Annotated in this window: 22 protein-coding genes; all 22 read right to left on the minus strand. The window is 63.9% G+C overall.

Features of this window, described 5'->3' with window-relative positions; genetic code table 11:
• Positions 1 to 362: 362 nt before the first annotated feature.
• Positions 363 to 1,043 (minus strand): tetratricopeptide repeat protein, encoded by a 681-nt coding sequence (locus QF819_01815; protein MDP6801901.1) that lies wholly within the window; start codon positions 1,041 to 1,043, stop codon positions 363 to 365.
• A 91-nt stretch (positions 1,044 to 1,134) separates the two neighbouring features.
• A complete protein-coding gene (locus QF819_01820) occupies positions 1,135 to 3,426 on the minus strand; it encodes a M28 family peptidase (protein ID MDP6801902.1) in 2,292 nt (763 codons plus the stop codon).
• Positions 3,427 to 3,589: 163 nt separating this feature from the next.
• Positions 3,590 to 4,054: a hypothetical protein gene (locus QF819_01825; GenBank protein ID MDP6801903.1), complete on the minus strand. Its 465-nt coding sequence runs from the start codon at positions 4,052 to 4,054 to the stop codon at positions 3,590 to 3,592.
• A gap of 234 nt (positions 4,055 to 4,288) precedes the next feature.
• Positions 4,289 to 5,275, minus strand: a complete 987-nt coding sequence (locus tag QF819_01830) for a hypothetical protein (protein MDP6801904.1) — start codon at positions 5,273 to 5,275, stop codon at positions 4,289 to 4,291.
• Positions 5,276 to 5,602: 327 nt separating this feature from the next.
• Positions 5,603 to 6,805, minus strand: coding sequence for a hybrid sensor histidine kinase/response regulator (locus QF819_01835; GenBank protein ID MDP6801905.1), 1,203 nt, complete (start codon positions 6,803 to 6,805; stop codon positions 5,603 to 5,605).
• Between the two features lie 55 nt (positions 6,806 to 6,860).
• Complete coding sequence (locus QF819_01840) at positions 6,861 to 7,733, minus strand: FliA/WhiG family RNA polymerase sigma factor (protein MDP6801906.1); 873 nt, start codon at positions 7,731 to 7,733, stop codon at positions 6,861 to 6,863.
• Positions 7,730 to 8,149: a hypothetical protein gene (locus QF819_01845; GenBank protein ID MDP6801907.1), complete on the minus strand. Its 420-nt coding sequence runs from the start codon at positions 8,147 to 8,149 to the stop codon at positions 7,730 to 7,732. The genes QF819_01840 and QF819_01845 overlap by 4 nt, the downstream gene beginning before the upstream one ends.
• A 235-nt stretch (positions 8,150 to 8,384) precedes the next feature.
• Entirely contained in the window at positions 8,385 to 9,776 is a 1,392-nt protein-coding gene (locus tag QF819_01850) for a sigma-54 dependent transcriptional regulator (protein MDP6801908.1), read from the minus strand.
• Complete coding sequence (locus QF819_01855; GenBank protein MDP6801909.1) at positions 9,761 to 11,761, minus strand: ATP-binding protein; 2,001 nt, start codon at positions 11,759 to 11,761, stop codon at positions 9,761 to 9,763. Before QF819_01855 ends, QF819_01850 begins: the two co-directional genes overlap by 16 nt.
• Positions 11,758 to 12,468 carry a PilZ domain-containing protein gene (locus QF819_01860; protein ID MDP6801910.1) on the minus strand — a complete coding sequence of 237 codons (711 nt, stop codon included), beginning with the start codon at positions 12,466 to 12,468 and terminating at the stop codon, positions 11,758 to 11,760. Before QF819_01860 ends, QF819_01855 begins: the two co-directional genes overlap by 4 nt.
• A complete protein-coding gene (locus QF819_01865) occupies positions 12,465 to 13,214 on the minus strand; it encodes a methyl-accepting chemotaxis protein (GenBank protein MDP6801911.1) in 750 nt (249 codons plus the stop codon). The genes QF819_01860 and QF819_01865 overlap by 4 nt, the downstream gene beginning before the upstream one ends.
• Complete coding sequence (locus QF819_01870) at positions 13,211 to 13,600, minus strand: chemotaxis protein CheW (GenBank protein ID MDP6801912.1); 390 nt, start codon at positions 13,598 to 13,600, stop codon at positions 13,211 to 13,213. The genes QF819_01865 and QF819_01870 overlap by 4 nt, the downstream gene beginning before the upstream one ends.
• Positions 13,579 to 15,276: an Hpt domain-containing protein gene (locus QF819_01875; GenBank protein MDP6801913.1), complete on the minus strand. Its 1,698-nt coding sequence runs from the start codon at positions 15,274 to 15,276 to the stop codon at positions 13,579 to 13,581. The genes QF819_01870 and QF819_01875 overlap by 22 nt, the downstream gene beginning before the upstream one ends.
• A 182-nt stretch (positions 15,277 to 15,458) precedes the next feature.
• Positions 15,459 to 15,839, minus strand: a complete 381-nt coding sequence (locus tag QF819_01880) for a PilZ domain-containing protein (protein ID MDP6801914.1) — start codon at positions 15,837 to 15,839, stop codon at positions 15,459 to 15,461.
• Positions 15,840 to 15,986: 147 nt separating this feature from the next.
• Entirely contained in the window at positions 15,987 to 16,412 is a 426-nt protein-coding gene (locus QF819_01885) for an HU family DNA-binding protein (protein MDP6801915.1), read from the minus strand.
• A gap of 59 nt (positions 16,413 to 16,471) precedes the next feature.
• Positions 16,472 to 17,296, minus strand: coding sequence for a diaminopimelate epimerase (gene dapF, locus QF819_01890; GenBank protein MDP6801916.1), 825 nt, complete (start codon positions 17,294 to 17,296; stop codon positions 16,472 to 16,474).
• A complete protein-coding gene (locus QF819_01895) occupies positions 17,293 to 18,621 on the minus strand; it encodes an Ig-like domain-containing protein (protein ID MDP6801917.1) in 1,329 nt (442 codons plus the stop codon). The genes dapF and QF819_01895 overlap by 4 nt, the downstream gene beginning before the upstream one ends.
• Complete coding sequence (gene hslU / locus QF819_01900; protein ID MDP6801918.1) at positions 18,618 to 20,018, minus strand: ATP-dependent protease ATPase subunit HslU; 1,401 nt, start codon at positions 20,016 to 20,018, stop codon at positions 18,618 to 18,620. Before hslU ends, QF819_01895 begins: the two co-directional genes overlap by 4 nt.
• Positions 20,015 to 20,551: an ATP-dependent protease subunit HslV gene (gene hslV / locus QF819_01905; protein ID MDP6801919.1), complete on the minus strand. Its 537-nt coding sequence runs from the start codon at positions 20,549 to 20,551 to the stop codon at positions 20,015 to 20,017. Before hslV ends, hslU begins: the two co-directional genes overlap by 4 nt.
• Positions 20,551 to 21,501 carry a tyrosine-type recombinase/integrase gene (locus QF819_01910; protein MDP6801920.1) on the minus strand — a complete coding sequence of 317 codons (951 nt, stop codon included), beginning with the start codon at positions 21,499 to 21,501 and terminating at the stop codon, positions 20,551 to 20,553. The genes hslV and QF819_01910 overlap by 1 nt, the downstream gene beginning before the upstream one ends.
• A complete protein-coding gene (gene trmFO / locus QF819_01915) occupies positions 21,501 to 22,835 on the minus strand; it encodes a methylenetetrahydrofolate--tRNA-(uracil(54)-C(5))-methyltransferase (FADH(2)-oxidizing) TrmFO (protein MDP6801921.1) in 1,335 nt (444 codons plus the stop codon). Before trmFO ends, QF819_01910 begins: the two co-directional genes overlap by 1 nt.
• Positions 22,836 to 22,869: 34 nt before the next feature.
• Entirely contained in the window at positions 22,870 to 25,788 is a 2,919-nt protein-coding gene (gene secA, locus QF819_01920; GenBank protein MDP6801922.1) for a preprotein translocase subunit SecA, read from the minus strand.
• Positions 25,789 to 25,902: the final 114 nt, after the last annotated feature.

Below are 25,902 nucleotides of genomic sequence, written 5' to 3' on the forward strand. Positions count from 1 at the left end.
TGGGGTTCACGCGCCGGCTCGCACGCCCGACATCGAGCGTGCGCCTCGCCCTTCCCCCATTCGGCTGCGGATGCTGGCATGGCTCCAGAGCTTGCGCCTCCCGAGAGGCGGGCGTCCGGGCGGGATGGCTGCAGAAAGGCCGCGGGTGCCGGGCGCTGAAAGGAACCCGGTGTGGTGAGAAACAGCACTCCGGAGGCCGAAGATGCGCAAAAGGCCTCCGGGCAGCGTCCCTCCAGGGCGAAGATCAGGCGGGCCCGTCGTCTGCCCCGGCGGTGTAACTACGCCTGCAGTCACCAGTTACCCAGTATTGACAGGGGCCCGGTGCCTGCGAGGGAAAAACAACAATCTTCGGAACACAACCCTCAGGCTGAGGAGGCGAGCTCCGCAAGCGAATACTCGACCACAGGTGCCTCCGGGCAGTTCGGGTAGGCCTCCAGGAGGCCCTTCAGTAGCTCCGTGGCCCTCTGTCCGTCCCCAAGGCTCCGGGCGATTCGCGCGGCTCCCAGGCAGCCGTCTATGCGCGTGGCAGGGCTTTTGCCGTCCGCCCAGACCCGCAAGTACTGCTCCATGGCCGCCGCCATATCTCCCAGTTCCTCCAGCGACGCGGCCAGTCCGAGATGCGCCCCGTCGATCAGGAGGTCGTCGAGAAAGGGATCCGCTGCAAAATCGCGGAAGCCGTCCGCCGCCTCCGCGAACCGGCCCGCCTCGAACAGAGCGGTCGCACGCAGATAGGTGGACTCGCGAGCGGCTTCGGTTCCGGGGTGGTCCTGCACAACTGCCTGCAGGCTCTCCACTCCCTCTTCGAGCCTTCCGAACGCGAGTTCCATGCGAGCGGTGGAAAGCGCCGACTGGGCCACCGGGTTCAGCGACGCGGCTCCCGTGGCCTCGCGCCCCACGCGCACGCCAATGGACACAATGGCAATCACCCCGACCAGCGCAAGCACGGCAACAATGGGTCGCTCCTGCGCTTTGGCCCAAGCGGTCATGACAGCATCGACGAAGTGGTCTTCCTTCAACTGCTTGCGAGTGAGCTTGTCGGACATGGGTTCCTCATATTGATTCGCGTCAAAGATCTGTGCAAAGCGGCGAAAAGAGTATCACCGGGAGGCCGCTTGAGGCAAGTCTCCGGCGGAGCTATCTGACGAGCGCGAACTTGCCGGAAGCCTGATCGGTAATGGTCCCCGATGAGTCGAGCGCCCGGATGGTGTAGACATAGATGCCGCTTTCCATCTCGCCGTGCCAGCGAAACGCAGAGCCCTCCACATTGTTGGGACCCGCCTGATTCCCGTTTCCGGTGAACAGGTCGCCCGCTGTAAACCGCCCTACCGGCTCCCCGGCCAGGCTGTGTACGACAATGCGAACTTCTGCATCAAGCGTCAGATCATAGCGAAAGCGGAGCTCGTCCCGCCCGGAGAATGCCGGGTTCGGATAAACATGGAACGACAGCAGTCGCGGCCCGGTCCCCTCCTGTGCACGGAGGAAATACTCGGTCGAGTGAGAGTTGTTGAGCAGGGAGATCTCCGAAGAGGCATAACCCGCATCCAGTCCCTCCAATTGAGCATAGAAGGTGTGCACCCCTTCATCCCCCGGGAGGGTCTGCCAGTCAAAGGTCATCGGCACGGCTCCGCCCGCCGGGAAGAAGCCGAGGTGCTCGACATCCCCCAGGAGCATCCCCCCCGCTTGCGGATCACCCTCGAAAAACGAAACCCGGACAGACAGCGTATCCGTGTCCGTTCCCTGATACGAAAGTGTCGACGCTCCGAAGTTGTGGACACGCGCGGTGATGGGGACCGTATCTCCAGCCTCAAAGTACTCGACTCCCGCGGGGAGCATGACCTCCACCTCCCCCGCCGGGATGGCCAAGTCTGGTTGGTCGTAGTGAAGAGCCATTCGCGCAAGGCCGGAAACCAGAAGCTGGGCGGAAAGCTTCAGCTGGAGTTCTGAGTTGGGCCGACCGCTGGCAGGGAAAGTGTTCTCCCAGGTGTCCATGAATGTGTGGTACTGCGGATAGGGGATCTCCATGTCCTCGGTCAGGAGGATGGCGTCCATACCCGCGCTCCAGAAGCTCGCGTGGTCGCTTCGTGCGAAGAAAGCCACATTCTTGGTGGCCTGAAGCTCGGGAACAAACTGCTGGGCTGTATCGATGATGTAATCGGCCAGCCATTCGGAGCCCTCATTGGCGACGACATCGAGACGATTCGTCAGCGCATTGAAACCGACCATGTCCATGTTGAGGACCGCATGCACGGGAGTCCCCTCGGCAGCCAGTGAGTCCGCGAAGGCTGCCGAGCCCAGGAGCCCCAGTTCCTCTCCCTGAAACGCGACAAAGAGAAGGTCAAAGTCGAACGCCACATTGCCGGCAGCCAGAATGCGCGCGCACTCCAGAAGACAGCTGATCCCGGATGCGTTGTCATCGGCGCCGGGCGCCGCGTCGTAGCGCCAGTTCCACGAGCAATGGGGGTTGGCGAGGATGGCGTCGGCTCCTGCATCGCAGTCGCATCCAGGCACCGGGACGGTGCGGGCCGTTTCGCACAGCTCCACAGCGTCACTCCGGAGTCCAATCGCATCGTAGTGAGCGGTGACCAGTACGGCTCCTGCGTTCGGGGTTGCCGACGGCCAGGTTCCGATGACATTGGAGACGGTCAGCGTGGTGTTGTCCGCTGTGATCTCAAAGCGATGCGTCGTGACGGAGCCGCTTCCGAGGCTGTTCTCAAGCTCCTGCCCGATGTAGAGCCGCGCGATGTTCTCCGTGCCGGGTTCCGCCCAGTAACGCGACGAAGGCGCCCCGCTCTCCAGTTCCGCGAGTTCCCGCACATGGGCTTCCAGCCGAACCGGTTCCACGCTGTTGCGGAGCGTCTCCACCTGCGCACCCGTGCGAAGGTCTGCGGAGGCGTCTACGCTCAGCGCCCGATTCACCGTGGCGGCCCAGGCGGTGTTCGGACCGGGCCGGGAGACGGGAACGGGCTGCCGGCCGCGATTCAGGATTCGGAACCCGTGCGAACTGCGCCCCGCCAGACGAGCCGGGTCTTCACGGGTGATCTGGACGGCACCTCCGGAGGGGGTCACCGCGACAGCACGACCCGTTCGAAGCCGGGGGTGCCCTGGCGTCTCCGCATGGGCATAGACGACGCGCTCGCCGGGGCCGACGCTCGCCAGGAAGTTGGGGCGTGAGCCACTGGGGAGACTGCCGGCCTCCAGCCCGGGGGGAAGTGCAAGAAGCAGCCACCACGCGTCTTCCACCGCCTCACGGTGCAGGACACGCCACGCGCCGGGAGCTCTCCCGAACGCCGCGATGGTCTCCTCTGCGACGCGATCAGCCGAGTAGAGATCAAATGCCTCAGGAAGGGGTTCCCCGTGTGCGCCCGGTACGAAGGACACGAGATGGAGTGCGAGAAGCCCCCCCGCCGCGAACCGAGTCGATCTCATGGTGAACCCCTCAAAACGGTGCAGCCGGGGGGATTCCCGGGTCGCCCGTCTGGAGACGCTAGCCTGTGCCGAATCGTCGGTCAAGAAGGCGCTGATCATTGCCCACAGGAAAGGGGGTCCGTCTCACGACAGACCCCCCATGCATGCAGACCCCGCACGGAACTCAGCCGGTGGGGTTGGTCGGGATCTTTCCGCCGCCCTCGGACGGGGTGAAGTAGATCGCCTTGTTCGAGTAGCTGCTGCGATTCCCGGAAGCGTCCTCCGAAGCGGCCCGATAGTCCACTCGTGAGTGAACCTGATCAAAGTACGAGGCGTCCTGCAGGAGGCTGGAAGACACGGCTTCCCAGGTCGTGCCGTGGTCCAGGCTTCTCTGGAGCTCATAGCCGGCGAGGTCCGCCTCGCTGTTCGGCGCCCAGTTGACCCAGAGCGTGTCGTCAATCTCGGAGACCGCAAGATTCGACGGCACAGCCGGAGGAGTCAGATCGACCGGCGGATCGTCGTCACCCGGAGGCAGCGTGGAGACGGTGTTGTCGTCGCCGCCACAGCCGATGAGCGCAAAGCAGAGCAAGCAGGAAAGCGTGAGGGAAATCAGCGTCGGGATCTTCATGGTTTCTTCGTCCTCCGTCATAGGTGTCGACTCTCCACAGAGAGGCGGGATCGAGTCCGCTCCGGTCCCTCGCAATTCCGGGGCCACTTCCGGAGGGCCTGCTTCCGTGAGAATCGGCAAGGAGTGCGCGGAGTTTTAGCGATAGATCAGCAGTCTCGCGGCAGGCTGTTCCAGATCTGCACGGTCCGGATTGCAGAGTGCAACTTTCGCACACTGGCCCCGGGCGCTGCCGGGGGGTGCTGAACAGCGACAGCGCTATCGGAGGACGCGTACGAGGGCCACTTCAGCCTCGGGGAGGGCCGGGCAGTGAACGAAGTAGACTCCACAGGCTGCCGGATTCCCCAGGGAAGTCCGTCCATTCCAGAGGAATGTGGTCTCCTCCCCCCTCGCCGTCGGCAGAAGCCTGACAACCCGCCGCCCCACCACATCGACAACATCCGCATGGACAGCCTGTTCCGTGGAGGCGGCAAACACAATGCGGACTTCCCCTCCCCTTCCTGCGCGGAACGGATTCGGCGAGACCAGCGAGACGGTGCTCTCGTCGGGAGCCACCCTTTGGTTCAGAAGCCGGTCGAACCAGGGCACCAGTCCGGCCACTTCCGTCGGAAGAGGAATGTCGGCGTTCTCGATCCCGGGTGAGGAGAGCGCCTCGGGAGGCCCCAGCAGGAAGCGATAGTCCTCGGCGAAGATCTCATGCGGTCGATCCCGGTGGGATGCGGCATGGTGATATCGACCGGAGTGCAGCTGGCGAAGGTCCAGGTACTCCTCCCACAGCGTGCTGCCATCCGGGGCAAGTGCGTGCTGCACTATGTGCCCGAGTTCGTGTGCGATCGTGGCCGCAAGATGCTCGGGATGCACCTTCCGGAGTCCGGGAGAGAGAAAGACGATGTTCCCTTCACAGCTGGACCGGAGAGTGCCGCGACGCGGATACGGGAGAACCACGATGCGTGCGTCGAGGGAGGCTACGCCCGCAGGCGCGGAGGCAATCGCCTCGCGAACCAGCCCGATCTCGAACGGATGAAACGAGCCGTCCCCCAGAGTGGAGAGTTCGCTGTCCAGAGGATCGGTAACAAGCGGCCAGGAGCGGCCATTCATCACCAGGCACAAGGTCCCGTCGATGAGGGTCGTGTGTTTGCTCAGGACCTCCTGTGCGTCGATGAGCCGGAGAGAGGCACTTGCGGGGGGAACGGCCCACAGAACGGCGAGCGTAAGCAGGCTCGCGAGGTTGCATCTCCTCATCATGCTTGTCCGCCTCCGTCACGCTGTGAACGGCAGGCGAAACTTCGGCGGCCCGGCGTTTCCCGAACTCAGTGTGTTCGGGTTCCGTGGCTTTGCGCGTCCTCGTGCGGACTTGCCCTTGTCGGTCTCGCGGACCCGTGGTGAGTCCACCGTCTGCTACCGCAAGGCTCGTGCCGGGTTGAGTGCAGGGGGTCTCTTCGCACAGCGTGGTCAAACGCAAGAATCACTCAAGGCTGCATAGAGAATGGCCCGCCGCAGAGGGATGCGACGGGCCGTGTGTCGGCGTCCGGGGGGAATCTCCCCGGAACGGCGTGGGATTCCTCTCAGTCGTCAGTGTTCCGATGGGCCGGGGAGTGTGATGCGAACCGAGGCACCGCCAAGTTCGGGCTGAATGAAGCGCACGCTGCCTCCGTGGGCTTCTGCCAGACACCGCGTCACCGAGAGTCCCAGCCCGGCGCCGGGGAACGCTCGCGTGGAGGACATGTCGCCCTGCGTGAAACGATCGAACGCTTCTGCAAGGTCGGGAGCGTCGACGCCGATGCCGTTGTCGTGAATGTCGATGTGTACTCGGGAAGCGTCCACCGACGCACGAAGGAGAATCTCCTGAGACGCGGGATCGCGCGTGAACTTGCGGGCATTGTCCACGAGGTTCGCGATACACAGTCCCAAGCGCGTCCGGTCCACGAGCACTCTCGCATCCGATGCGCATTCGGGCACTTCGAGCCGTACGAGTTCGCGGAGATCTCCTGCGGGACCGTTTCGGACCCAGGCGCGCAGGAACTCCCCCAGGGCCACGGGTTCCAGTATGGGCGTCAGCGCTCCGCTGTTGGCCTCCACCAGAATCAACAGATTCGAAATCAACGCATCCAGTCGACTCACATTGTCCCGAAGGCCATCCATCGCGTCTCCTGCCCGGGAAGGATGCTCCGGCTGAGACTCCAGCATCGACAGAAAGCCCTGGAGCGCGGTGAGTGGCGTACGAAACTCATGGGAAACGGTCGCGAGCAGGTCATCCTTGATGCGTTCCACTTCGCGAAGTCGCTGGTTGACCCGCGTGAGTTCGCTGTTCTCGCGGCGAAGGCGAGAGCGTTCCAGGCAGTTCCCGACGACGCGCGCCACTTCGTCCAGCGTGAACGGCTTGAGGAGATAGTCGAACGCGCCGAGGCGCAGCGCGCGAATGGTGGTCTCCACCGTGGCGTGCCCGGTGATGACGATTACCGAAGCCTCCGGACAGGCCTTCTGCGACCACTCCAACAGCGACATTCCATCGACATGGGGCATTCGCAGATCGACCAGCATGAGATCGAAGCTCGCGCGGCCGAGAAGTTCCATCGCTTCTCTTCCGTCGCAGGCGGCCTCGACTTCGTAGTCTCCCATGGACAGGAATTCTCGCAGCGTTTCGCGGATGTTCTCGTCGTCGTCCACCACGAGGATCTTCTCCCTCGTGGTGGTCACTGCGCTCGTGCGCTCTCCCGGCGGTCCTGCCATCGTGTCGGGGAGCAGGCACTCGGCGGGCTTTCTGAAGTCGGACATGAACCCTCTTCCTCTCCGCCCTGATCAGGCGTTCCGTTGCGTGAGCCCGATTTCCTCAAGCCGACAGAAGGCTGGTGATGTCAGGGAGCACGGCGCGGGCGCCATCGTTCTCCGCATCGGAGAACTCCTGTGGGATGCCCGTACCCATGAGGCCGGACACCAGTGTCGAAGTCTCGCCGCGAAGCTTCCCGCGAAGGCGCTGAACCGCCTTGGTGTGGATCTGAGATATGCGCGACTCCGAGACACCCAGGAGCGACCCGATTTCCTTCAGCGTCAAACGCTCGTAGTAGTACAGCGCAATGACCAGCCGCTCCCGCGAAGGGAGACGACCGATCGCGCGATTGATGCTGATCTTGAGGTCCTCGATGTCCATGTGCTGCGCGGGACTGAGACCGGCGCGATCTTCCAGCGCATCCACCAGACGCGTCTGCCCGTCGCCGTCCTTGCTGGAGACAAACTCGTCCAGCGAGATGAGGCTTGTGGAGCGGACCTCGTCCATCAGCTTGTGCAGGGCTCGCGTCGAGATCTGCATCCGGTCGGCCACTTCACCGGTGGTTGCGGAACGCCCGAGAGAAGCCTCCAGTTCCGTGTAGACGCCCTCCAGTTTGCGGGCCTTCTGACGCGTGGAGCGAGGGATCCAGTCGAGAGCGCGGAGTTCGTCCAGGATGGCTCCGCGGATTCTGGTCACGGCGTAGGTCTCAAACCGCGTCTTCCGATCGAGGTCGTACTTGTCGATGGCGTCCATGAGTCCGAGCACGCCGGAGCTGATCAGGTCTTCGGTCTGCACCGACGGCGGGAGCCCGATGGCCATGCGTCCCGCGACATACTTCACCAGGGGGACATATCGCAGCACGAGCTTCTCTCGCAGTTCCGGGGATCGCTTCTTGCGGTAGTCCTTCCAGATCTGGTCTGCGGGGCGGCTCTTCATGAGACAATGTCCTCCGTCGTTTCAGTTCTTTTCCAATCCAGCGAACACGCCAGGAGGTCCCGACACGCAGCCTCAAGCGCGAGAATGCGCTCCACGGTCACGGAGACGGCCTCCAGAATCTGCATCAGTTCCCCACCCGAAGCGGCGGGAAGGTCTCGTCGTGCGGATACCCACCAGGCCCGGTCCGTTGCGAGGCCCTCATCCACGCTCCGGATCTCATCGAGAAGTTCCCGCTTTGCCTGGAGGATCTCGCTCACCCGCTGAATACCATTGCGACTTCGCAGCAGGTCGTGTTCCTCGTCGGCCAGCGTCTCCAGCTGGAGGTACCGGTTGAGCTGTGCGCGGTAGCCTCCCCGCAAGAGCTCAATCCGTTGTTCCGGGGAGTTCCCCTTCCGCGTGAGTCCCGTCGCCTTCATTGGCTCTCCCCCCGGTGAGTTCAAGGTCCCGGTCTCCCGGGCTTACGGGGTGGGATATAGCAAGGAGGAGGCCAGACTTGCAAAAAACGCCAGAAGTGGCAAAAGAACGGCCCTCGTGCGGATTGAGCGCGGGATGTAGGGGGCGGGGGCTACAAACTGCCCGGAATCTGGCCAGTTTGAGTGCAGACAGGCGGTCAGCTATTGATCAGCATGGTCAGGGTTCAGGCGGAGGGAATCAGCCGCCGGAAGCGGCGGAGTCGGCGGCTTCCATCTTCTTCAGCTTCTCCCGAAGGGTTTGTCGAGAGATGCCCAGGAGCTTGGCTGCGCGGGACTTGTTTCCCTCGCACCATTCCAGCGTGAGGGCAATGTGTTCCAACTCCATGACGCGCAACGGTCGGGGTGAGAACTTCGGGGGTTGGGCCGGTGTGGACGAACTCGACGCGGTGCTCTCCTCGTCCAGATCCAGCGGAAGGTGACTCGCGAGAATCAGATCTGTCGATTGCAGGAGTATGGCGCGTTCGATCACATTCTTCAGTTCCCGCACATTGCCCGGCCACGCATAGGCCTCCAGAAGCGCGCGGGCTTGCGGTGTGAAGCCGCGCACCGAGCGTTTCAGTTCTCGATTGAACTGCTGGACGAAGTAGCTGGCCAGCACGAGCACATCCTCCGCCCTTTCGCGAAGTGGAGGGACCTGGACGAGGACCACATTCAACCGGAAGTAGAGATCGTCACGAAAGCGACCGTCCTGAGCTTCGCGCTTGAGATCTCGATTGGTGGCGGCCACGATGCGAACATCCACCTCGATGTCCCTTGTTCCGCCGACCTTTCGGAAACTCTTGGTCTCCAGCACGCGAAGCAGACGCGCCTGCAAACCCAGCGGCATCTCCCCAATCTCATCGAGAAACAGCGTTCCGCCGTCGGCGATTTCCAGAAGTCCCCGCTTGCTCTCCCGTGCATCGGTGAACGCTCCCTTTTCATATCCGAAGAGTTCACTCTCCAGAAGAGTCTCCGGGAGTCCCGCGCAGTTGATGGTGAGGAACGGCTTGCGCTCCTCGGGGAACGACAGGAAGTGCACCGCCTTGGCAACGAGTTCCTTCCCTGTGCCACTCTCCCCTTGAATGAGAACCGTAGATGTGGGGCTGTTCGCCACTTTCGCGATGATGTCCGCGACCTGATTCATCGAGCGTGAGTTCCCCAGAATGAAACGATCCGAATCCCGATTCCCGACACGAATCTGCCGCACGGTCTGGGCTTTTCGGGAAATGTCGATGTTGACCATGGCCTGTTCGACCAGTTCGAGCACTTTGCGAAGCTCGAAAGGTTTGTTCAGGAAATAGTACGCACCCGTCTCCAGGGCGTTGGGCGCGGCGGTGTCGGCATCGTAGGCGGACATCATGATGACGATGGTCTCCGCATGGTGGTGCCTGATTTCGCGGAGGATGTCCATGCCGTTACGCCCCGGGAGACGCACATCGAGAAACACCAGATCCCGAGAGTGCTGCGCCAGCGCAGCCAGACCGGCTTCGCCGCTTTCCACGCCCTCCACGGAGTGACCGTGCTCCTCCAGAGCCAGGCGCAGGGAAGTCCGGAGATTGCGTTCGTCATCTACGATCAGGATGTCGGCCACGGTTCACCTCCACTCGGGCGAGGATGGTCCTCCGCCGGGATGAGAGGCAGCAGCGCCGTGGCTCGGCTCGCGCCCTCGGGAGAAGTTTCCATCCGCAGCGTGCCCCCATGTCTTCGCAGAATGTGCTGGCAGACAGGGAGCCCGAGTCCGGTGCCCCCCGACTTCGTTGAGAAGAACGGATCGAAGACTCTCTCTCGAATCGTCAGCGGGACTCCGGGGCCGTCATCTTCGACCACCACACGGACTGCCGGAAGATCTTCGGTGGAATCATCGAAGATCAGCAGGCGAACCTCCCCCCCCTCCGGCGAAGCCTCTACTCCGTTCAGCGTCAGGTTCAGCACAACTTGCAGGATCTGGTCGCGATCCGCAAGAGGACAGGGCACCTCCGGGGACGCCTTCACGGAGACCGTCACTCCCCGCTTCGCGGCACGGCCTCCCACCAGATGGGCGGCCCGGTGGAGAATCGAGGAGAGGTCCACCGGTTCAAGATCGGGTTCCGGGGGCTCAGCGAACATCAGAAGACTCCCCACAATGCGATCCAGCCGGTCCGTCTCCTCCACGATGATGCTGGCCAGTTCCGCATCCTTCCCGGAGTGCGCCAGACGGGAGAGGAGCACCTCCGCCGAAGTGCGTATTCCCGCAAGCGGGTTTCGGATTTCATGGGCCACGGCGGCCGAAAGGCGCCCCAGAGCGGCCAGGCGATCGGCGCGCCGAACCTCCTCCTCGGCTTCCACTCGACAGGAGAGGTCGGTGACCAGCGCGAGAACACCCCGTTTGCCGTCGTCTTCGGGCAGGGCGGAAGTGCGAACGGAGACCGGGACCGGTCGATGACCCGCCCGCGTGAGGTAGGTCTCCACCTCCGCGGAAGGTCCCGGGTCCGCTTCTGCGCGGGGTGGGCGGAGAAGCGGGATGAAGTGCAGGTTGTCGACAAAGACCTCTTCCAGCGAGCGCCCCACCGGATCGTCGGAAGGGACCCCGAGAATCCGGCAAAGCGTGGGGTTGGCCAGGACTACCCGGTCCCTGGCGTCGATCTTCAGCAGGCCGCCTCGCAGCGTGGACAGGATTCGATTGTTCTGCTGCTGCGAGGAACGGAGAGCCTCTCGGGAGGCTTGCGAACGGACTCCATCGGAGACGAGCGCGAGGAGTTTCCGGGTGAACGGCGCTTCTCCTTCAAGAAGAGGGTCCCGGCCGCTGTCGAACAGAAGGAGAAGACCCGTGACTATCGGATCCTCTCGCAGCAACTTCCAACAGGTCGGGCCGTCGGGCGAAGGGGGAGGCTGATGCGCTGAGGAAGCATCCAGAGAGACGGGGGCCAGATCCGCGGCCAGCGCCTCCGGGATCTGCCAGGCACCCGACACCTCGTAGGAGTCCCCCCCCCACCGACACACGGCCGCCGCCCGGGCACCGAGCGCACGCCCGACGACCTCGGCGAGCAGTGGCCAGAATGTGGCAATCGGTCCCGGGGCAGCCAGGAAGCGCGCGACATCCTGAAGGCGGGTCGCCTCGGTCAGTTCCCGGGAGAGTGCCCGGTTCTCCGAGCGGAGATCTTCCGACTGCTCCACGACAATCCGGGCGAAGCGGCGTCGTTCTGCAATGACGCGATCATTGGACTGCTCAAGTTCTCGAACGAACTCGTCCGCCTGGGCGAGATGGCGTCGGCGCTCGAGAATGTCCGTCATGACGGCAAGAACCTCGGTCCCGTCACTTCCCCAGAGAATGGCGCCGCGCGTCGAGGGACCCGACGCGGCAAACACCACGATCGATTCGCCAGCGTGGGCTTGTGAGGGACGAAAGGCCATCCACTGGTCGAGGCCGGGCGATTCCTCGTCAATCAGAAGGACGCCCGCGTAAGGCATGGGGACTTGCTTCAGTGTGCGGTAGACATGGAGCTGTGCGCGATCTGCGAGAAGGGGAGTCCAGTTGGCGGCGGATCTGCGGAGGTCGGCATGGGGGGTGACGACAGCAACCTGATCACGATCGGTCATTCTCCCTCCGCTTCCCCCTCGGGCTCATCTTGTCGGAGCACTCGCTGGAGAAGATACACGGTGTGCGCAATCCGGTCGTGCGTAGTCTGGTCGAGTCTGGTGAACTCCGTCGCGAGGAACCAGCCTCCATGAGGCCCCCTGGCGGAGCGGCCGGAGTCCCGGAGAACCTCGGTGCGCAGCGTCAGTGGGGGGCGATCGTCGGGGAGGGCCAGCGTCAAGTCCAGCAGCGCGCCCTCCGGGTAGAGTTCTGGAGACTCCAGCAGCACGCCGCCAAGGCTCAGATTGACGGTCGTCGCTTCGCAGGGAGGCCCGGGGACGGGGCTTGACGGGAGCGGTGCATGAGGTTCCACATGGACCGCAATGCCCGCCGCCATGCGATGGTACTCGCGACGCTGAACCGCCTGCACCCGCCCCTTTGGGGGGGAGACGAGAATCATCGGAATCGGCCCCGGGTACCGCTCTTCAATCCGTGCGGGATAGTCGTAGTGTTCACCCTCATGCGTGAAGTGAACACGAAGCGGATGTCCGACCGGAATCGGAAGAACACTGGCCCGGAATGACGGGGCGTAGGCTCGAAAACCCCCTTCCACGCATTTCAGTACTTTGGTGACATAGTGCCCTTCGAAGGGACCGGTCTCGATGAGGAGCGCAATCCGCTGCAGCGCCTTTGGCACAGGCCCGCTGTCGTCAGGTTGCGCATGGGTCATGCTGTCGCTCCTCCCCCGCGGCCCGGTGCGCGATCCAGCTCCGCAATCAGTTCCCGTCGTTCCTGATTCTCCGCCTTGCGGCCGGCGCGAAGCGCGCGAAGACTGTCGTCCAGTTCGCGGACACTGCCACGGAGCGTCTCGAGAGCCTCTCCGGAGCGGATGATGTCCCGTGCGGCATGGGCTACCTCATCGCGCAGGTTCTCGGCCAGAATCTCCGTCTCCCGGGACGAACTGGCGGCACGCTCAGACAGATTGCGCATTTCCTCCGCGACGACGCCAAACCCCCGGCCCTCGTCCCCGGCCTGCGCGGCGATGATGGAAGCATTGATCGCAAGGAGATGGGTCTGGTCGGTGATGTCGTGGATCACCTTGAGGATCTCGCTGATTTCTGTGGACCGACTCCGCAGAGTTCGCGTGGCTTCCACGGTGGCGTGCAGGCGGTCCGCCAGTTCGTGTGTCTGCTCATCCACGCTGGAAGCGCCAGCGGTCGTTTCGGGCACTTCCGGCGGGTCCTCCGAGAGTGTTCGCGAGAGCCGTTGCCCAACGACCTCCCAGCGCTGGAGAGCTCGGAGCTTTCCGATTCCCGCAACTGCGGCCACGCACCCCCCCCCGAGAAGCCCGGTCAGGTACAGCTTCCACGCGGAGGGTGAGTCGTGAAGCCATGCGGCGGTGGAGACCATCGCCACAAGAAGAAGCGCCGCCGCGACGAAGCGGACTCGGTACAAGAACACGGAAAGGCGCTTCACCAGTTGTCTCCTTCCGGGTGGATAACCGGGTCATCAGTCAGCAACTGAGAGAGCCTGGCGACATCCAGTGGAGCAAGCGCCAGACTCCGGATCTGTCGTTCACTCACCATCTCGCCGACTCGATCCACAGGAATCGCAAACGGAGCTTCGCGCTGCAGCACGACGGCCCTGTTCGTACATTCGGATGGAAATCCCTCCTGCTTGAGAACGGCCGAAGGGTCGATCACTGGCACGGTCCGCCCACGCCACGCGGCGACGCCCATCAACGCCTGGGGGGTATGCGGCAAATGGGAGATACACGGCCGGTTCAGGACTTCGACGACATCGGCGACGGACAGCGCGATCTGCTGCCCCCCTTGTTCGATCAAGAGGTAGCGTTCGGCCATGGGTTCCCCTCCCCGGAGGCCACGCGGCCCGGTTCCAGAAGCAACCACTCAGCCGGTTCCAGGACAGGGGCCAGCGTGCCGTCGTCCAGCTCGACGGTTCCCCGGCATCCCGGCACATTTCGAAGTGGCGCACGAAACGGACGAACGAGAAACTCCTGCTGATGAAGAACGGCGTCCACGAGGAAGACCAGGCCACGCCGCCCGATCTGAACGAATACGGCGCTTCCCCGGTCCGAGCCTCGACACACGGGGAGGCCCCCGAACCGCGCACCCAGATCGACGACGGGCACCCAGTTCTCTTCAACGCGCGCCTCTTCCCCGCTCCCCCATACGCGAAGGGTCATATCCGACAGGCGGTGCAGTTGTCGGACGGCCGGGAGAGGCACGACGACAGGGGCGCCCCCCGCTTCGGCAAGAAGCCCTGGTGCGATGGCCCAACGCACCGGCACGCGAAACGAGAAGCGGGTCCCCCACGCACCCGTCAAGACCTGCACCACACCACCGGCCCGAGCCACGCCCGCCCGGACCGCATCCAATCCCACCCCTCGCCCGGAGAGAAGGCCGGCGTGCTGAGCCGTGGTGAATCCCGGCTGGAAGATGGCTTCGAGAAGAGCCTCTTCTGTTGGCGAGGAGTCTTGCGTGAAGCCTCCACGAGCAGCCGCCCGCTGTCGCACGAGGTCGAGGTCGACGCCCCGCCCGTCATCGGCCACCTCGATCGTGACTTCCGACGGCCCGGAGGATGCGCGCACCGTGACCCTCCCCTCGGGGGGCTTCCCGTTGCGGATGCGTTCGTCGGGCGACTCGATTCCGTGCGTGAGGGCATTTCTCACCAGGTGGCTGAGCGGGTCCTCGAGGAGCGCTGACAGCGCGCGATCCAGCGGGGTGTTGGCCCCCTCCACGACCAGGCGCGCTGCCGGGAGGCCTTCTCGCCCTCCTCGCTCCATCACACGCTCCAGATGCTGTGTGGCGAGCGACCACGGAACGGTTCGCAGGCGCAGCAGGCGCCGTCCGAGTCGCCTCAACTCGCGGTCGAGGTGGAAGGACGCGGGGAGCGTCGCACCTGTCCGGGGTCTGTCGCCGGGACTCCCGGACCTCTCTGTGGAAAGACGCCTCCGGGCGTCCACAAGCGCGGTGAAGCTCTCAAGGAGATCATCCATCCGGGCAACGGGGACGCGCACGCTGGCGCTTCCGTCTGTCCCGTCGGTGCGGGTTGTCTCCGGGCCGGGCGGATCCTCGGGTGGCGAGGCTTCCTGGGTGGCGCCGGGAGCGTCCTGCCCGGGGGGAAGCATGGCCTCGACTTCCTCCACCACCTTGAGAAAGTCCGCCGGGTCGGATGCCTCCTCGGGCGACGAGCGCGCGGCTCCCAGAAGATCGTGCAGCATGTCATGCGACCGGGTCAGAAGCTCGCGGACGCGCTCGTCCAGATCCAGACGGCCATCTCGGAGGCCTTCCAGCAGGTCTTCCATGGCGTGAGAGACGCGCGACATATCGTTCAGGCCGAACATCCCGCACACGCCTTTGAGCGAGTGCGCCGTGCGGAACGCCCGGTCCAGAGACTCACGCCCCCGGCGCGTCGCGAGGCCGGATGGCAACGCCTTCAGATCGTCCTGAAGCAACTGGAGGGTGGCTCCCGTGTCGGTCAGAAACTCGTTCTTCAGGTGTTCCATATGGCCCATGACCGACCCCTCCCTCCTCGGTTGGATCGGCAGATTGGGCCTTCGAGGTAACCAGTATTGCTGCCGGAACACGGCATGTCATGCGGCGGGAGGCGTGCGGGGGGGGGACGGCAAACGCGTCCGAACCCGGCGGACTCAACGGCCGCGGGAGTACGATGGAGAATGGGCCCGCGCCGGTCCGATCAGGAGGCGGGCGGCGGCGTGTGGCTCAGGACATACCGATTGATGAGATCCCGGGAGGAGTCGCTCAGTTCCAGGAACGCGCAGGCCACTTCGTAGCGCTCCACATCCCCGGAAGGAGCGTCGGGAAGGGTTCGAACCACAATGGCCTCGACTTCGATGAGTGACGCTTCTTCCGATTCCGTCGGGCCGGGGATCATGAGTGCAATGGAGAGCTTGGTCAGCGGTTCGATGAAATGCGGGATCTCCACATAGACACCCCCGGTGGAGATGTTGATCGTGGAGATGGAGACCGTGTCGCCGGAAATGGCTCCACCCTCGACCCGTACATCCAACCGGGCGGGGACTCTCTTTGCTGTTCTGCGTTCCGCGGGCGAACTCATGAACCCCTCTTGGCTGAAGGACCTACTTCTTCTTGTGTCGATCCTTGCGCAATCGCTTCTTCCTCTTGTGAGTGGCGATCTTCGTGCGCTTTCGCTTCTTTCCGCTGGGCATTCCTCTGTCACTCCTCAAACAGTTCTGTGGTTGCGCTACTCCGACGGATGTCCCGGTGCAGGGACTCCCTCCGGGATTTCGGCCCTCGCGCTCGACACGCTGTCGGCTTCCAGGACCGGATCCGCCTCTTCGATCATCCGCCGAAGTTCCTTGGATACCTTGAAGTAGGGAACGAGTTTGGGCGGAACCTCCACGGTGGTACCGGTTCGGGGATTCCGGGCGATCCGGGCCCCACGGGACTTGACCTTGAAACTGCCAAATCCGCGGATTTCGATGTGGCTCCCTCCGGAAAGTGCCGCTCCGACCGCATCCAGAAAGCGATCCACCACTACGGCCACATCTCTCTTCGTAAGGCCGGTAGCAGCCGTGACACGGTCGACAAGATCCGCCTTCGTCATCCGGGGAACCTCCTGCCTGCTCGCATCCCTCCGGCGACCCCGGCCAGGATGCGGGAAGACGATAATCTGAAAACGGGGCGTACCCTACCAGAGTGCCGGAACAGGTGTCAAAGGATTCTGTTTCAACCCTTTAGGTTGCGTGGGGGAAAACCAAAACTGCCCTCATGGACCGCGACAGCCGGCCCGGTGAGGACGAGTTCTCCACCTGGCGCGGCCGGAAGCTGCACAATCAGCGCTTCTCCCCCGCTTACGATCAGCGTGACTTCCTCTCCGACCCATCCACGCCGCCGCGCGAGCATGGCCACGACGCACGACCCGCTCCCGCAGGTGGTCTCGGCCTCGACTCCCCGCTCGTAGGTGCGGATCTCCAGCGTGTCACGGGCGATCTTCCGGGCGAAGCTGATGTTGGTGCCCTCAGGCGCAAATGCGGGCGCGCCCCGGAGCTGGGGTCCCCAGAGCAAGAGAGGCACCTCGACGACCGGCCGGTCCATCCAGAGCACGGCATGGGGAACGCCAATGTCTCCCCAGTCCACGCGGCAGGCGTGCCCGTCCAGCTGGACGGGGATGTCCGTTCGAAGTTCCCGGATCCCCGGCACGGTGACCGCCGCCACTCCCGCTTCCACCGTGCGCGCCGTGTGCAACCCCGACCCCGTACGGAACCGAAACGGCCCCGGTCCCAGTCCCACGGATTCCGCGAAATACGGGATGCAGCGGGCTCCGTTTCCACAGAGGCGGTACTCGGTTCCGTCCGGGTTGAAGAAGCGGACGCGGAAGTCGACCTCCGGATCCTGCTCGAGCAGAATCAGTCCGTCCGCTCCGATCCCGTCATGGCGCGCGCACGCGGACCGGGCAGCCTCGGACTCGCGGCCCGCCAGTGCCTGATTGCGGTGATCCACCAGAATCATGTCGTTCCCCGCGGCGACCATCTTGGTGAAGCGGATAGTCATTCCCCCTCTTCCTCGCTTTCATCGGGTGGCGAGGGGGGCAGAGGAGATTCCGCAGGGGCTTCGGTCGGTTCGAGCGGGTTCCCGGCAGGCGACTCTCCCGGCGCATCGGTGCCCAGCGTCTCCTGCTCTTCGTCGGATTCACGAGCGACCCGGGGGCCGTCTCCCTCTTCCCAGAGAGCATCTTCCGGAGCCTGCGTCGCAAAGTGAAACACGAACCCCTTCGCCCGACTCGCGAAGCGAAGGGAGGCGGACTTATCCGCGATCTCACCGCGCTCCGTGTCGCTTCGGAGCGTGTCTCCGTCGGAATCGACAAAGGCCTCGACGCGATACTCATGTCCGGTGGGAGCTTCCACGGAGAATGACCCGCCGTTCGGGAACACACCCACCACGCTCGGTTCCACGAGAAGGGAATCGGCCTCCGGCGCAGGCGGCAGGAGGCGAACCACGGCCACTTCGCCTGAGTCCACGGAGACCTTTCCGGCCACCGTACCCAGCGAATCGAGCGACCCCACGAGGAAGTCGTCCAATGCGCGCGCGCTCTCCCCTTCGGCGAAGAGAAGCGCCATTTCCGCCCAGCTCTCACGAGAATCGGGTCGACCATTCCCGTCTCGATCCAGCGTCGCGACGATCCGGTACGCAACGCCTGGGTTGAGTCCGGTGAGTCGGAACTCCTCCCCGGCGGTGGCCAGAGTCACCGCGACCGGGAATGTCGTCAGAGGATCCGGCGGTACCGGACCTGTGCTGTCTGCGGGGGAATCGTCGGATTCGTTTGCATCGTCCTCCACTGTGCGGACAGCAAGCCGATCCGGTGGAGGGAAGGCCGCGAGCGTGAGTTGACTGTCGGCGGAATCCTCCCGGCCAACCCATACGACTCCGGTGACCGAAGCCGAGTCGGCGGTCTCCTGGCAGGTGAACCGGGAGACGAAGGGCGTTCCCATGCGATTGCCGCGCGTGTCGCGTGCGGTGCCCGCAAGCACGACGACGGTAGGCCGGTCCGATCGCCAGCCCTTCAGTGGCAACAGCACGAGTGAAGTGTCCGTCCACGCGGACTCTTCGAACTCCACCGGCGGGTAGATGGTCAGGGCATTCAGGACGCTTCGGTGGTTCGTGCGTTCAGAAAAGTTCAACACCAGCGGAGACTCCATGTCCACGGAGGACGAGTCCGGCGCGGGAATCATCGAAGACACGGCAGGCGGGTCTCGATCCGCCGGACCTCCGGAGGGCGGAGCCACCTTCGCGCACCCGAGGAGGGCCACAGCCAGGGTCAGCGCGAGAGCACCGGTCCTCCAGGCTGAAGCGCAAACGACATCGATGCGTGTCATCATAGGATGTACTTGCGCACGTTCTCATCTTCCACGGCCTCCGCGAGACGGTGGCGGACCATCTCCACATCCACCCGAATGCCCTTCCCCGAGAAGCGGTCGGGGATTTCGAAGAGGAACGACTCCAGGAGCGTTGCGAGAACCGTCTGCAGCCTGCGGGCGCCGATGTTCTCCGACGACTCGTTGACCCGGCAGGCCAGATGCGCAATCTCGCGGATGGCTTCGTCGGTGAAGTCCAGCTCCACTCCTTCCGTCTCAAGAAGAGAATGATACTGCTTCACCAACGCGCTCTCCGGTTCCACGAGAATGCGCACGAAGTCCTCTGCGTTCAGTGAAGTCAGCTCCACACGGATGGGAAAGCGCCCCTGGAGTTCGGGAATCAGGTCGGCCGGGCTGGTTCCGTGAAACGCCCCGGCGGCGATGAACAGCACATGGTCCGTGCGCACGACGCCGTGCTTGGTCCGGACAGTGCTTCCCTCGACGATCGGGAGGAGATCGCGCTGGACTCCGGAGCGAGAGACATCCGGCCCCTCTTTCCCCTGTCCACCGACGATCTTGTCGATCTCGTCAATGAAGACAATGCCGGAGGACTCGGCGCGCTCCCGAGCCTCGGTCACGATTCGCTCCTGATCCAGGAGGCCGTCCAGTTCCTCCTCCTGAAGAAGTCGGCGAGCTTCCGCTACCGTCACCTTCCGCCGACGGGGTGCGCGGCTCCCCCCCATCATCTCCTGGAGGTCGATCCCGATCTGCTCCACTCCCTGCTGCGTGAAGAGATCCATCGTGCCGGGGCGTCCAGAGGCGACCTCAATCTCGACTTCGCGATCGTCAAGATCCCCTTCACGGAGGCGAACACGCAGCTTGTCTCGTGCCGCCTCTCGCCGGGACGCTTCCGCGGAGTGCGCCGCCCCATCCGGGGCCTCCGCTCCCGTCGAGGGCGCGTGGGGTGGAGGAGGCGGATAGAGAATGTCCAGGAGCTTCTCGGTGGCAAGATCCAGTGCGCGGGACTCATGAACGGCCCGGGCCTCCGTGCGCACCAGATCGATGGAGAGTTCCATCAGGTCTCGAATCATGGATTCCACATCACGCCCGACATAGCCGACTTCCGTGAACTTGGAAGCCTCCACCTTCACGAAAGGCGCGGCAGCCAGTCTCGCCAGCCGCCGCGCGATCTCCGTCTTCCCCACACCCGTGGGTCCGATCAGGATGATGTTTGACGGCATGATCTCCGCACGCATGGGCTCTTCGACCTGCTGACGCCGCCATCGATTCCGCAGCGCAATGGCGACCGCGCGTTTGGCGGCCGCCTGCCCGACGATGAAACGATCCAGTTCCGCGACCGTTTCCGCGGGTGTGAGGGCGGGGGGACTCAGGGAAGGCGCGATCCCGGGCGGTTCGGTCACAGTTCCACCACCTCGATCTGATCGTTTGTGTAGATACAGATTCCCGCCGCAATGTGGAGCGAATCGCGGGCGATATCGGCCGCGTCGGTCTTTCCCGCGTCGCAATAGGCTCGTGCGGCGGCCAGCGCATAGGAACCACCGGAACCAACCGCCACCAGCCCGTCATCCGGCTCGATCACATCTCCACTGCCGGAGAGAATCAGTGAGTGCTCCCGGTCCATGACCGCCAGAAGTGCCTCCAGCTTTCGGAGTATGCGATCGCTGCGCCACTCCTGCGCAAGTTCTACCGCGGCGCGGTGCACGCGCCCATTGAACTCGGAGAGACGCTTCTCGAACTTGGAGAAGAGGGCGAAGGCATCCGCAGCGCTTCCAGAAAAACCGCACAGGACATCCCAGTCCTCCAGGCGTCGGACCTTGACGGCGCCACGCTTGACGACAGTATGTCCGAGAGTCACCTGACCATCTCCGGCCAGCGCCACTCCGCTCTTGGTTCGGACGCCGAGTATCGTCGTGCCGTGATACGCCTCGGTCATCATGCTTCCTCCTCATCCGGTTCTCCGGCGCGCGGGTGAGCGCCGTCGTACGCCTCCTGAAGGCGGCGGCGAGTCACATGGGTATAGACCGCCGTCGTCGAGAGCCGAGCGTGTCCCAGTAGTTCCTGCACCGTGCGCAGATCCGCACCGTGGTCGAGAAGGTGCGTGGCAAAGCTGTGCCGCAGTGCGTGCGGAGAAGCGGTGCCACGCTCTCCGCGCGAAGGAACATACCGGCGAACGATGCGGTGCAGCGATCTCACTGTCAACCGCCCACCCTTCCCATTGGTAAACACAGCGCGCGTCGCATGCTGACTGAGTCCGGTTCGGATGCCGCGTGTCCGGAGCCAGACGATCAAGGCGTCCAGCGAAGCTGCGGTCAACGGAACGATCCGCTCCACATCGCCTTTGCCGGTCACACACAGCGTGCGCGAATGCGTATCGATGTCGCCCACGCTCAGCGCAGCCGCTTCCGCCACACGCAGGCCGCTGCCGTAGAGGGTCTCCAGGAGTGCGCGATCGCGGGGAGGGATCGGAACGGCACGCTGGTCGTCGAGGAGTTCCTCGAGTTCCGCTTCCGGGATGGCCCGGGGCAATCTTCGACGGCGTGCTTTCTCGCGCACATCGAGATCCGGTTCCGTGGTAATCGTCCCCTGCAGGCGTGCAAAGTGAAAGAAGCGCCGAAGCCCGGCTGCCACGCGCGCGAGCGTTCTTCGACCCACGCCCGCATCCCGCAGGCGCGCGAGATGAGCCGAGACAAGAGTCGGGGGAACAGTGTCCGGGAGAGCGTCGGTGCCCGATGCGGACCGGACGAATCGAAGGAATCGTTCCGCATCGCGCAAGTACAGCCGGACGGTGCCGGGTGCCAGTCCGCGGTCGTAGCGCAGGTAACGCTCAAAAGACTGGAGGAGCGCCATCGTTTCAGGAAGAAGGGGCGGCTTCTCTTCAGACATCACATTCCCTCCGCGCGTGTCCGGCAGGAGTGTGGAGCGACCTTGTCGCATCTGTCCAGCCAGGCGTCCAGTGAGGCGAGCGCTCTCTCCCCCACTTTGGCGCCTCGATCGCGCCTGCGCACCGTAGAATCTTCCAGCGGGGGGAAGAGCCCCAGATTCGCATTGGTGGGCCGATAGGCCGGACCGTCATAGGAGGTGGCGAATCGGAGAATGGACCCCAGCGCGGTCTCCGCCGGAAGGGGTTCGCGCATGAAACCGGTCAGGGCGTCAGCGGCGAACATCCCCGCGAGAAGCCCCGTCGCGATCGCTTCCACATAACCTTCCAGACCGGTGAGTTGCCCCGCGAGGAATACGGACGGATTGGATCGGAAGCGAAGGCGGTTGTCCAGAATCCGTGGGGAGTCCAGGTAGGTGTTTCGGTGAACTCTTCCCAATCGCAGGAACTCGGCATGCTCCAGTCCGGGGATCATCCGAAGGATGCGCCGCTGATCTCCATGGCGCATGCGATTCTGGAAGCCGACCAGGTTGTAGGCGGTTCCCTCGCGATTCTCCGGACGAAGCTGGACCACGGCGTACGGCCACCTTCCCGTACTCGGATCGGTCAGTCCCACTGCCCGCATCGGGCCGAACCGCAGCGTGGCGAGTCCGCGGCGGGCGAGGTCATCCACCGGCATGCAGTTCTCAAAGAAACCGGAAGACTCAAAATCGTGAAGCGGCACCGCGTCCGCCGCCAGCAGCGCTTCGACAAAGGCCTCGTACTCTTCGCGGGTGAAGGGGCAGTTGAGATAGTGTCCGGAACCCTGATCCCGGCGGTTGGCCTGGAAAACCCTGCTCTGATCCAGCGAAGAGGCCTGCACGATGGGAGCGGTGGCATCGTGAAAGTGCAGGTGATCGGATCCCGCGAGGCGCATGACCGCGTCCGCGAAGGGCCCGGTCGTCAGCGGCCCGGTCGCCACGATGACGGCTTCGGCCTCCGGCAGCTCCACGACTTCTTCTCTGACTGTACGAATGCGGGCCTCGCCCTCCACGGCCCGGGTGACCGTCTCCGCAAACGCGGTCCGATCCACGGCGAGCGCTGTTCCGGCCTCGACCCGGGACTCCTCGGCGCACGGAAGCAAGGCGGAGTTCAGCCTGCGCATCTCTTCCTTGAGAATCCCACTGGGACGCGTCAGCAACGCCGACTTGAAGGAGTTGGAGCAGACGACTTCCGCAAACAGGCCGGTCGTATGAACTTCGGTTGCGCGGAGGGGGCGCATTTCCCGCAACTCCACCCGGTGCCCACGGCGAGCGACGGTGAGCGCCGCCTCGGAACCCGCCAGGCCTCCCCCGATCACGATTACCCGAGGGGGTCTCCCGGACTCCGAACGATCACGCGCTCCCACAGCACTTCTTGTACTTCTTGCCGCTTCCACACGGGCAGGCGGTGTTCCGGCCGACCTTGGTCGCCGTCGCCGCTCGATGGCCGGTCGGCGGCGGAGGGGGTGCCTGCGCGCGCTGCCTGGACGGTCCGGGCGCACCCGCGCCCACGCGAGCGGGCGCCTCATGGCGGAGGACGCCCGTTGGTGGCGGAGGGGGTTCTTCCAGACGAATCTCCGTGCGCATGATGCGCTCGGCAATCGAGAGGTCGATGCGATCGATCAGGTCCGCGAAGAGAGAGAAGGCCTCTTTCTTGTACTCCAGAAGGGGGTCCTTCTGACCGTACGCTCGCAGTCCGATTCCTTCCCGGAGTCGATCCAGAGAGTAGAGATGGTCCTTCCAGTGATCGTCGAGCGTGCGAAGCGTGACATACCGCTCAAACTGCCGAAACAGCTCCGGCCCGAAACGGCTCTCGCGTTCCGCGAAATACGCCAGGCTCTTCTCTACAGCGGTCTCCTTCAAGCTCTCGGGGGCCGCGCCGTCCTCAAGAGCCTTCGCGAAGTCCAGGTCGATCCCCAGTCGGTGGCCCAACTGATGACGGAGGCCCGTCCAGTCCCACTCCTCGTGGGACTCCAGGCCGGAGGAGGCTGTCGCGTCTTCCACGGTGGCGGCCGCAATGTCGGCGACCAGGTTGCGACACTCTTCCGCCAGATCCGTACCACTCAGACTCATGGCGCGACGGTCATAGATGACTTCGCGCTGCTTGTTCATCACATTGTCGTATTCAAGGAGGTGCTTTCGCGTTCCGAAGTTCTGTTCCTCAACCCGGCGTTGCGCTTTCTCAATGGCGCGGGTGACGAACTTGTGCTCGATGACTTCCCCTTCCTCGAGGCCGAGCTTGTCCATGATCCCCGCGATACGGTCTGAGCTGAAGAGGCGCATGAGATCGTCCTCCAGCGAAAGATGGAATCGAGAGGACCCCGGGTCTCCCTGACGGCCAGCCCGCCCGCGAAGCTGCCGATCAATCCTCCGCGCTTCATGGCGTTCCGTGCCGATGATGTGGAGACCACCGAGATCGGCGATGCCCTGCCCGAGTTTGATGTCCGTCCCTCGCCCGGCCATGTTCGTGGCAATGGTGACCGCGCCGTTGAGCCCGGCGTTCGCCACGATTTCCGCCTCCTTCTCGTGGTGCTTCGCATTCAGCACAGCGTGCGGGATGCGCTTCTGGCGGAGAAAGCGGGAGATCAGCTCCGAGGTCTCGACGGAAACCGTACCGACCAGCACCGGCTGCCCCGCCTTGTGACACTCCTCAATCTCGTCCACGATCGCGGCAAACTTCTCTCGCTTGGTGCGGAGGATCAGATCCTCGTGATCCACTCTTACGATGGGGCGATTGGTCGGGATCACCACGACATCCAGATCGTAGATCTCCACGAACTCCGACTCTTCGGTCTCTGCGGTTCCGGTCATTCCTGCGAGGCGATCGTACATGCGGAAGTAGTTCTGCAGCGTAATCGTGGCAAGCGTCTGATTGTCACGCTCAATGTGGACGCCTTCCTTGGCCTCCAGAGCCTGATGCAATCCGTCCGAGAAACGGCGACCCGGCATCATCCTGCCCGTGAACTCATCCACGATGACGACCTTGCCGTCCTGCACGACATAGTTCACATCCTTCTCGTAAAGCGAGTAGGCGCGAAGCAGCTGGCTCAGGTTCTGGATCTTCTCGGCACGGCCGTCGTAGTCCGCATGGATGGCGTCTCTTCTGGACTGGATCGCCTCGGCGTCCATCTCCGAATCCGTGTCCAGAAGGCTCAACTGTTCCGCAAGATCCGGAAGGACAAAAGTCTCCGGGCTCTTCGGGGAAATCAACTGGCGGCCCTTGTCGGTCAGGTCGCAGTTGTGACGACGCTCGTCGATGGTGTAGAAGAGTTCCTCGTCCAGTTCGTGGAGCGTCTTGTCTCGCATGAAGTCGGTCTCAACTCTGTCGATCAGACGCTTGACTCCTGTTTCCGCCAGGAGCTTCATGAATCGACGATTGCGCGGCGCTCCCCGGCGGACCTTGAGAAGCATTCGCCCCGCGTCATAGCGTGCGTCTTCATCGTCTGACTCCAGATTCGTCCCCGCATCCCCCAGCAACTCGGAGACGAGCGCACGCTGGCTGGAGAAGAGCTTCCGCACCAGGACCTTCATCTCGTCGAATCGATGAGTGTCGCCCTCCACCAGACCCGAGATGATCAGCGGCGTTCGCGCTTCATCGACCAGTACGGAATCCACCTCATCCACGATGGCGAAGGCGTGGCCCCGCTGGACGCGGTCCTCCGCTCGGACGGCCATGTTGTCGCGCAGATAGTCGAAGCCAAACTCGTTGTTCGTGCCGTAGGTGACATCCGCTTCATAGGCACCCCTTCGTTCCGCCGGGCTCTGGCCGTGCTGGATGACGCCGACAGAGAGGCCGAGGAAGCGAAACACCCCGCCCATCCACTGGCTGTCCCGGACGGCGAGGTAGTCGTTGACGGTGACGAGATGCGCGCCTTTGCCTTCCAGCGCGTTCAGATAGAGCGGGAAGATGGCGACAAGGGTCTTCCCTTCCCCGGTCGCCATCTCCGCGATTCGCCCGTCGTTGAGAACCATGGCCCCGACGAGCTGCACATCGTAGGGGATCATGTTCCATTCCACGGAAGTGCCCGCCACATCCCACGACTTCCCCACCAGGCGGGAACAGGCTTCCTTGACCACGGCAAATGCGTCGGGGAGGATGTCCTGCACGCTCTCCCCATTCTGAAGACGGGAACGCAGCGCGGGAGTTTCGGCCTGAAGCTCATCATCGGACAGACCAGCCAGACGCTCACCGGCGGCCAGAACGGCCTGGAGCTTGGGTTGATAGGGCTTCAGCTGGCGATCCTGTTGGGTCCCAAAGACGGCAGCGATCATGCGATTCAGGAAGGAAATGTCGGAACTCCCGAGAACGACACCAGTTCTCCATGTGAAGGGTGATTCAACCTGTGGTCACAATGCCCTCGCCGCCGCGACGAGCGAGGGTAGCGA

Source organism: Gemmatimonadota bacterium, from assembly GCA_030747075.1.
Taxonomy (GTDB): domain Bacteria; phylum ARS69; class ARS69; order ARS69; family ARS69; genus ARS69.

Coding starts and splice junctions, on each gene's coding strand:
- QF819_01895 (MDP6801917.1), bottom strand. CDS start 18,621: ATGATGACACGCATCGATGTCGTTTGCGCTTCAGCCTGGAGGACCGGT.
- QF819_01825 (MDP6801903.1), bottom strand. CDS start 4,054: ATGACGGAGGACGAAGAAACCATGAAGATCCCGACGCTGATTTCCCTC.
- QF819_01860 (MDP6801910.1), bottom strand. CDS start 12,468: ATGACCCATGCGCAACCTGACGACAGCGGGCCTGTGCCAAAGGCGCTG.
- dapF (MDP6801916.1), bottom strand. CDS start 17,296: ATGACTATCCGCTTCACCAAGATGGTCGCCGCGGGGAACGACATGATT.
- QF819_01820 (MDP6801902.1), bottom strand. CDS start 3,426: ATGAGATCGACTCGGTTCGCGGCGGGGGGGCTTCTCGCACTCCATCTC.
- secA (MDP6801922.1), bottom strand. CDS start 25,788: ATGATCGCTGCCGTCTTTGGGACCCAACAGGATCGCCAGCTGAAGCCC.
- hslV (MDP6801919.1), bottom strand. CDS start 20,551: ATGACCGAGGCGTATCACGGCACGACGATACTCGGCGTCCGAACCAAG.
- QF819_01830 (MDP6801904.1), bottom strand. CDS start 5,275: ATGATGAGGAGATGCAACCTCGCGAGCCTGCTTACGCTCGCCGTTCTG.
- QF819_01880 (MDP6801914.1), bottom strand. CDS start 15,839: ATGAGTTCGCCCGCGGAACGCAGAACAGCAAAGAGAGTCCCCGCCCGG.
- QF819_01855 (MDP6801909.1), bottom strand. CDS start 11,761: ATGACCGATCGTGATCAGGTTGCTGTCGTCACCCCCCATGCCGACCTC.
- QF819_01910 (MDP6801920.1), bottom strand. CDS start 21,501: ATGTCTGAAGAGAAGCCGCCCCTTCTTCCTGAAACGATGGCGCTCCTC.
- QF819_01835 (MDP6801905.1), bottom strand. CDS start 6,805: ATGTCCGACTTCAGAAAGCCCGCCGAGTGCCTGCTCCCCGACACGATG.
- QF819_01870 (MDP6801912.1), bottom strand. CDS start 13,600: ATGGCCGAACGCTACCTCTTGATCGAACAAGGGGGGCAGCAGATCGCG.
- QF819_01875 (MDP6801913.1), bottom strand. CDS start 15,276: ATGGGCCATATGGAACACCTGAAGAACGAGTTTCTGACCGACACGGGA.
- QF819_01840 (MDP6801906.1), bottom strand. CDS start 7,733: ATGAAGAGCCGCCCCGCAGACCAGATCTGGAAGGACTACCGCAAGAAG.
- QF819_01845 (MDP6801907.1), bottom strand. CDS start 8,149: ATGAAGGCGACGGGACTCACGCGGAAGGGGAACTCCCCGGAACAACGG.
- QF819_01815 (MDP6801901.1), bottom strand. CDS start 1,043: ATGTCCGACAAGCTCACTCGCAAGCAGTTGAAGGAAGACCACTTCGTC.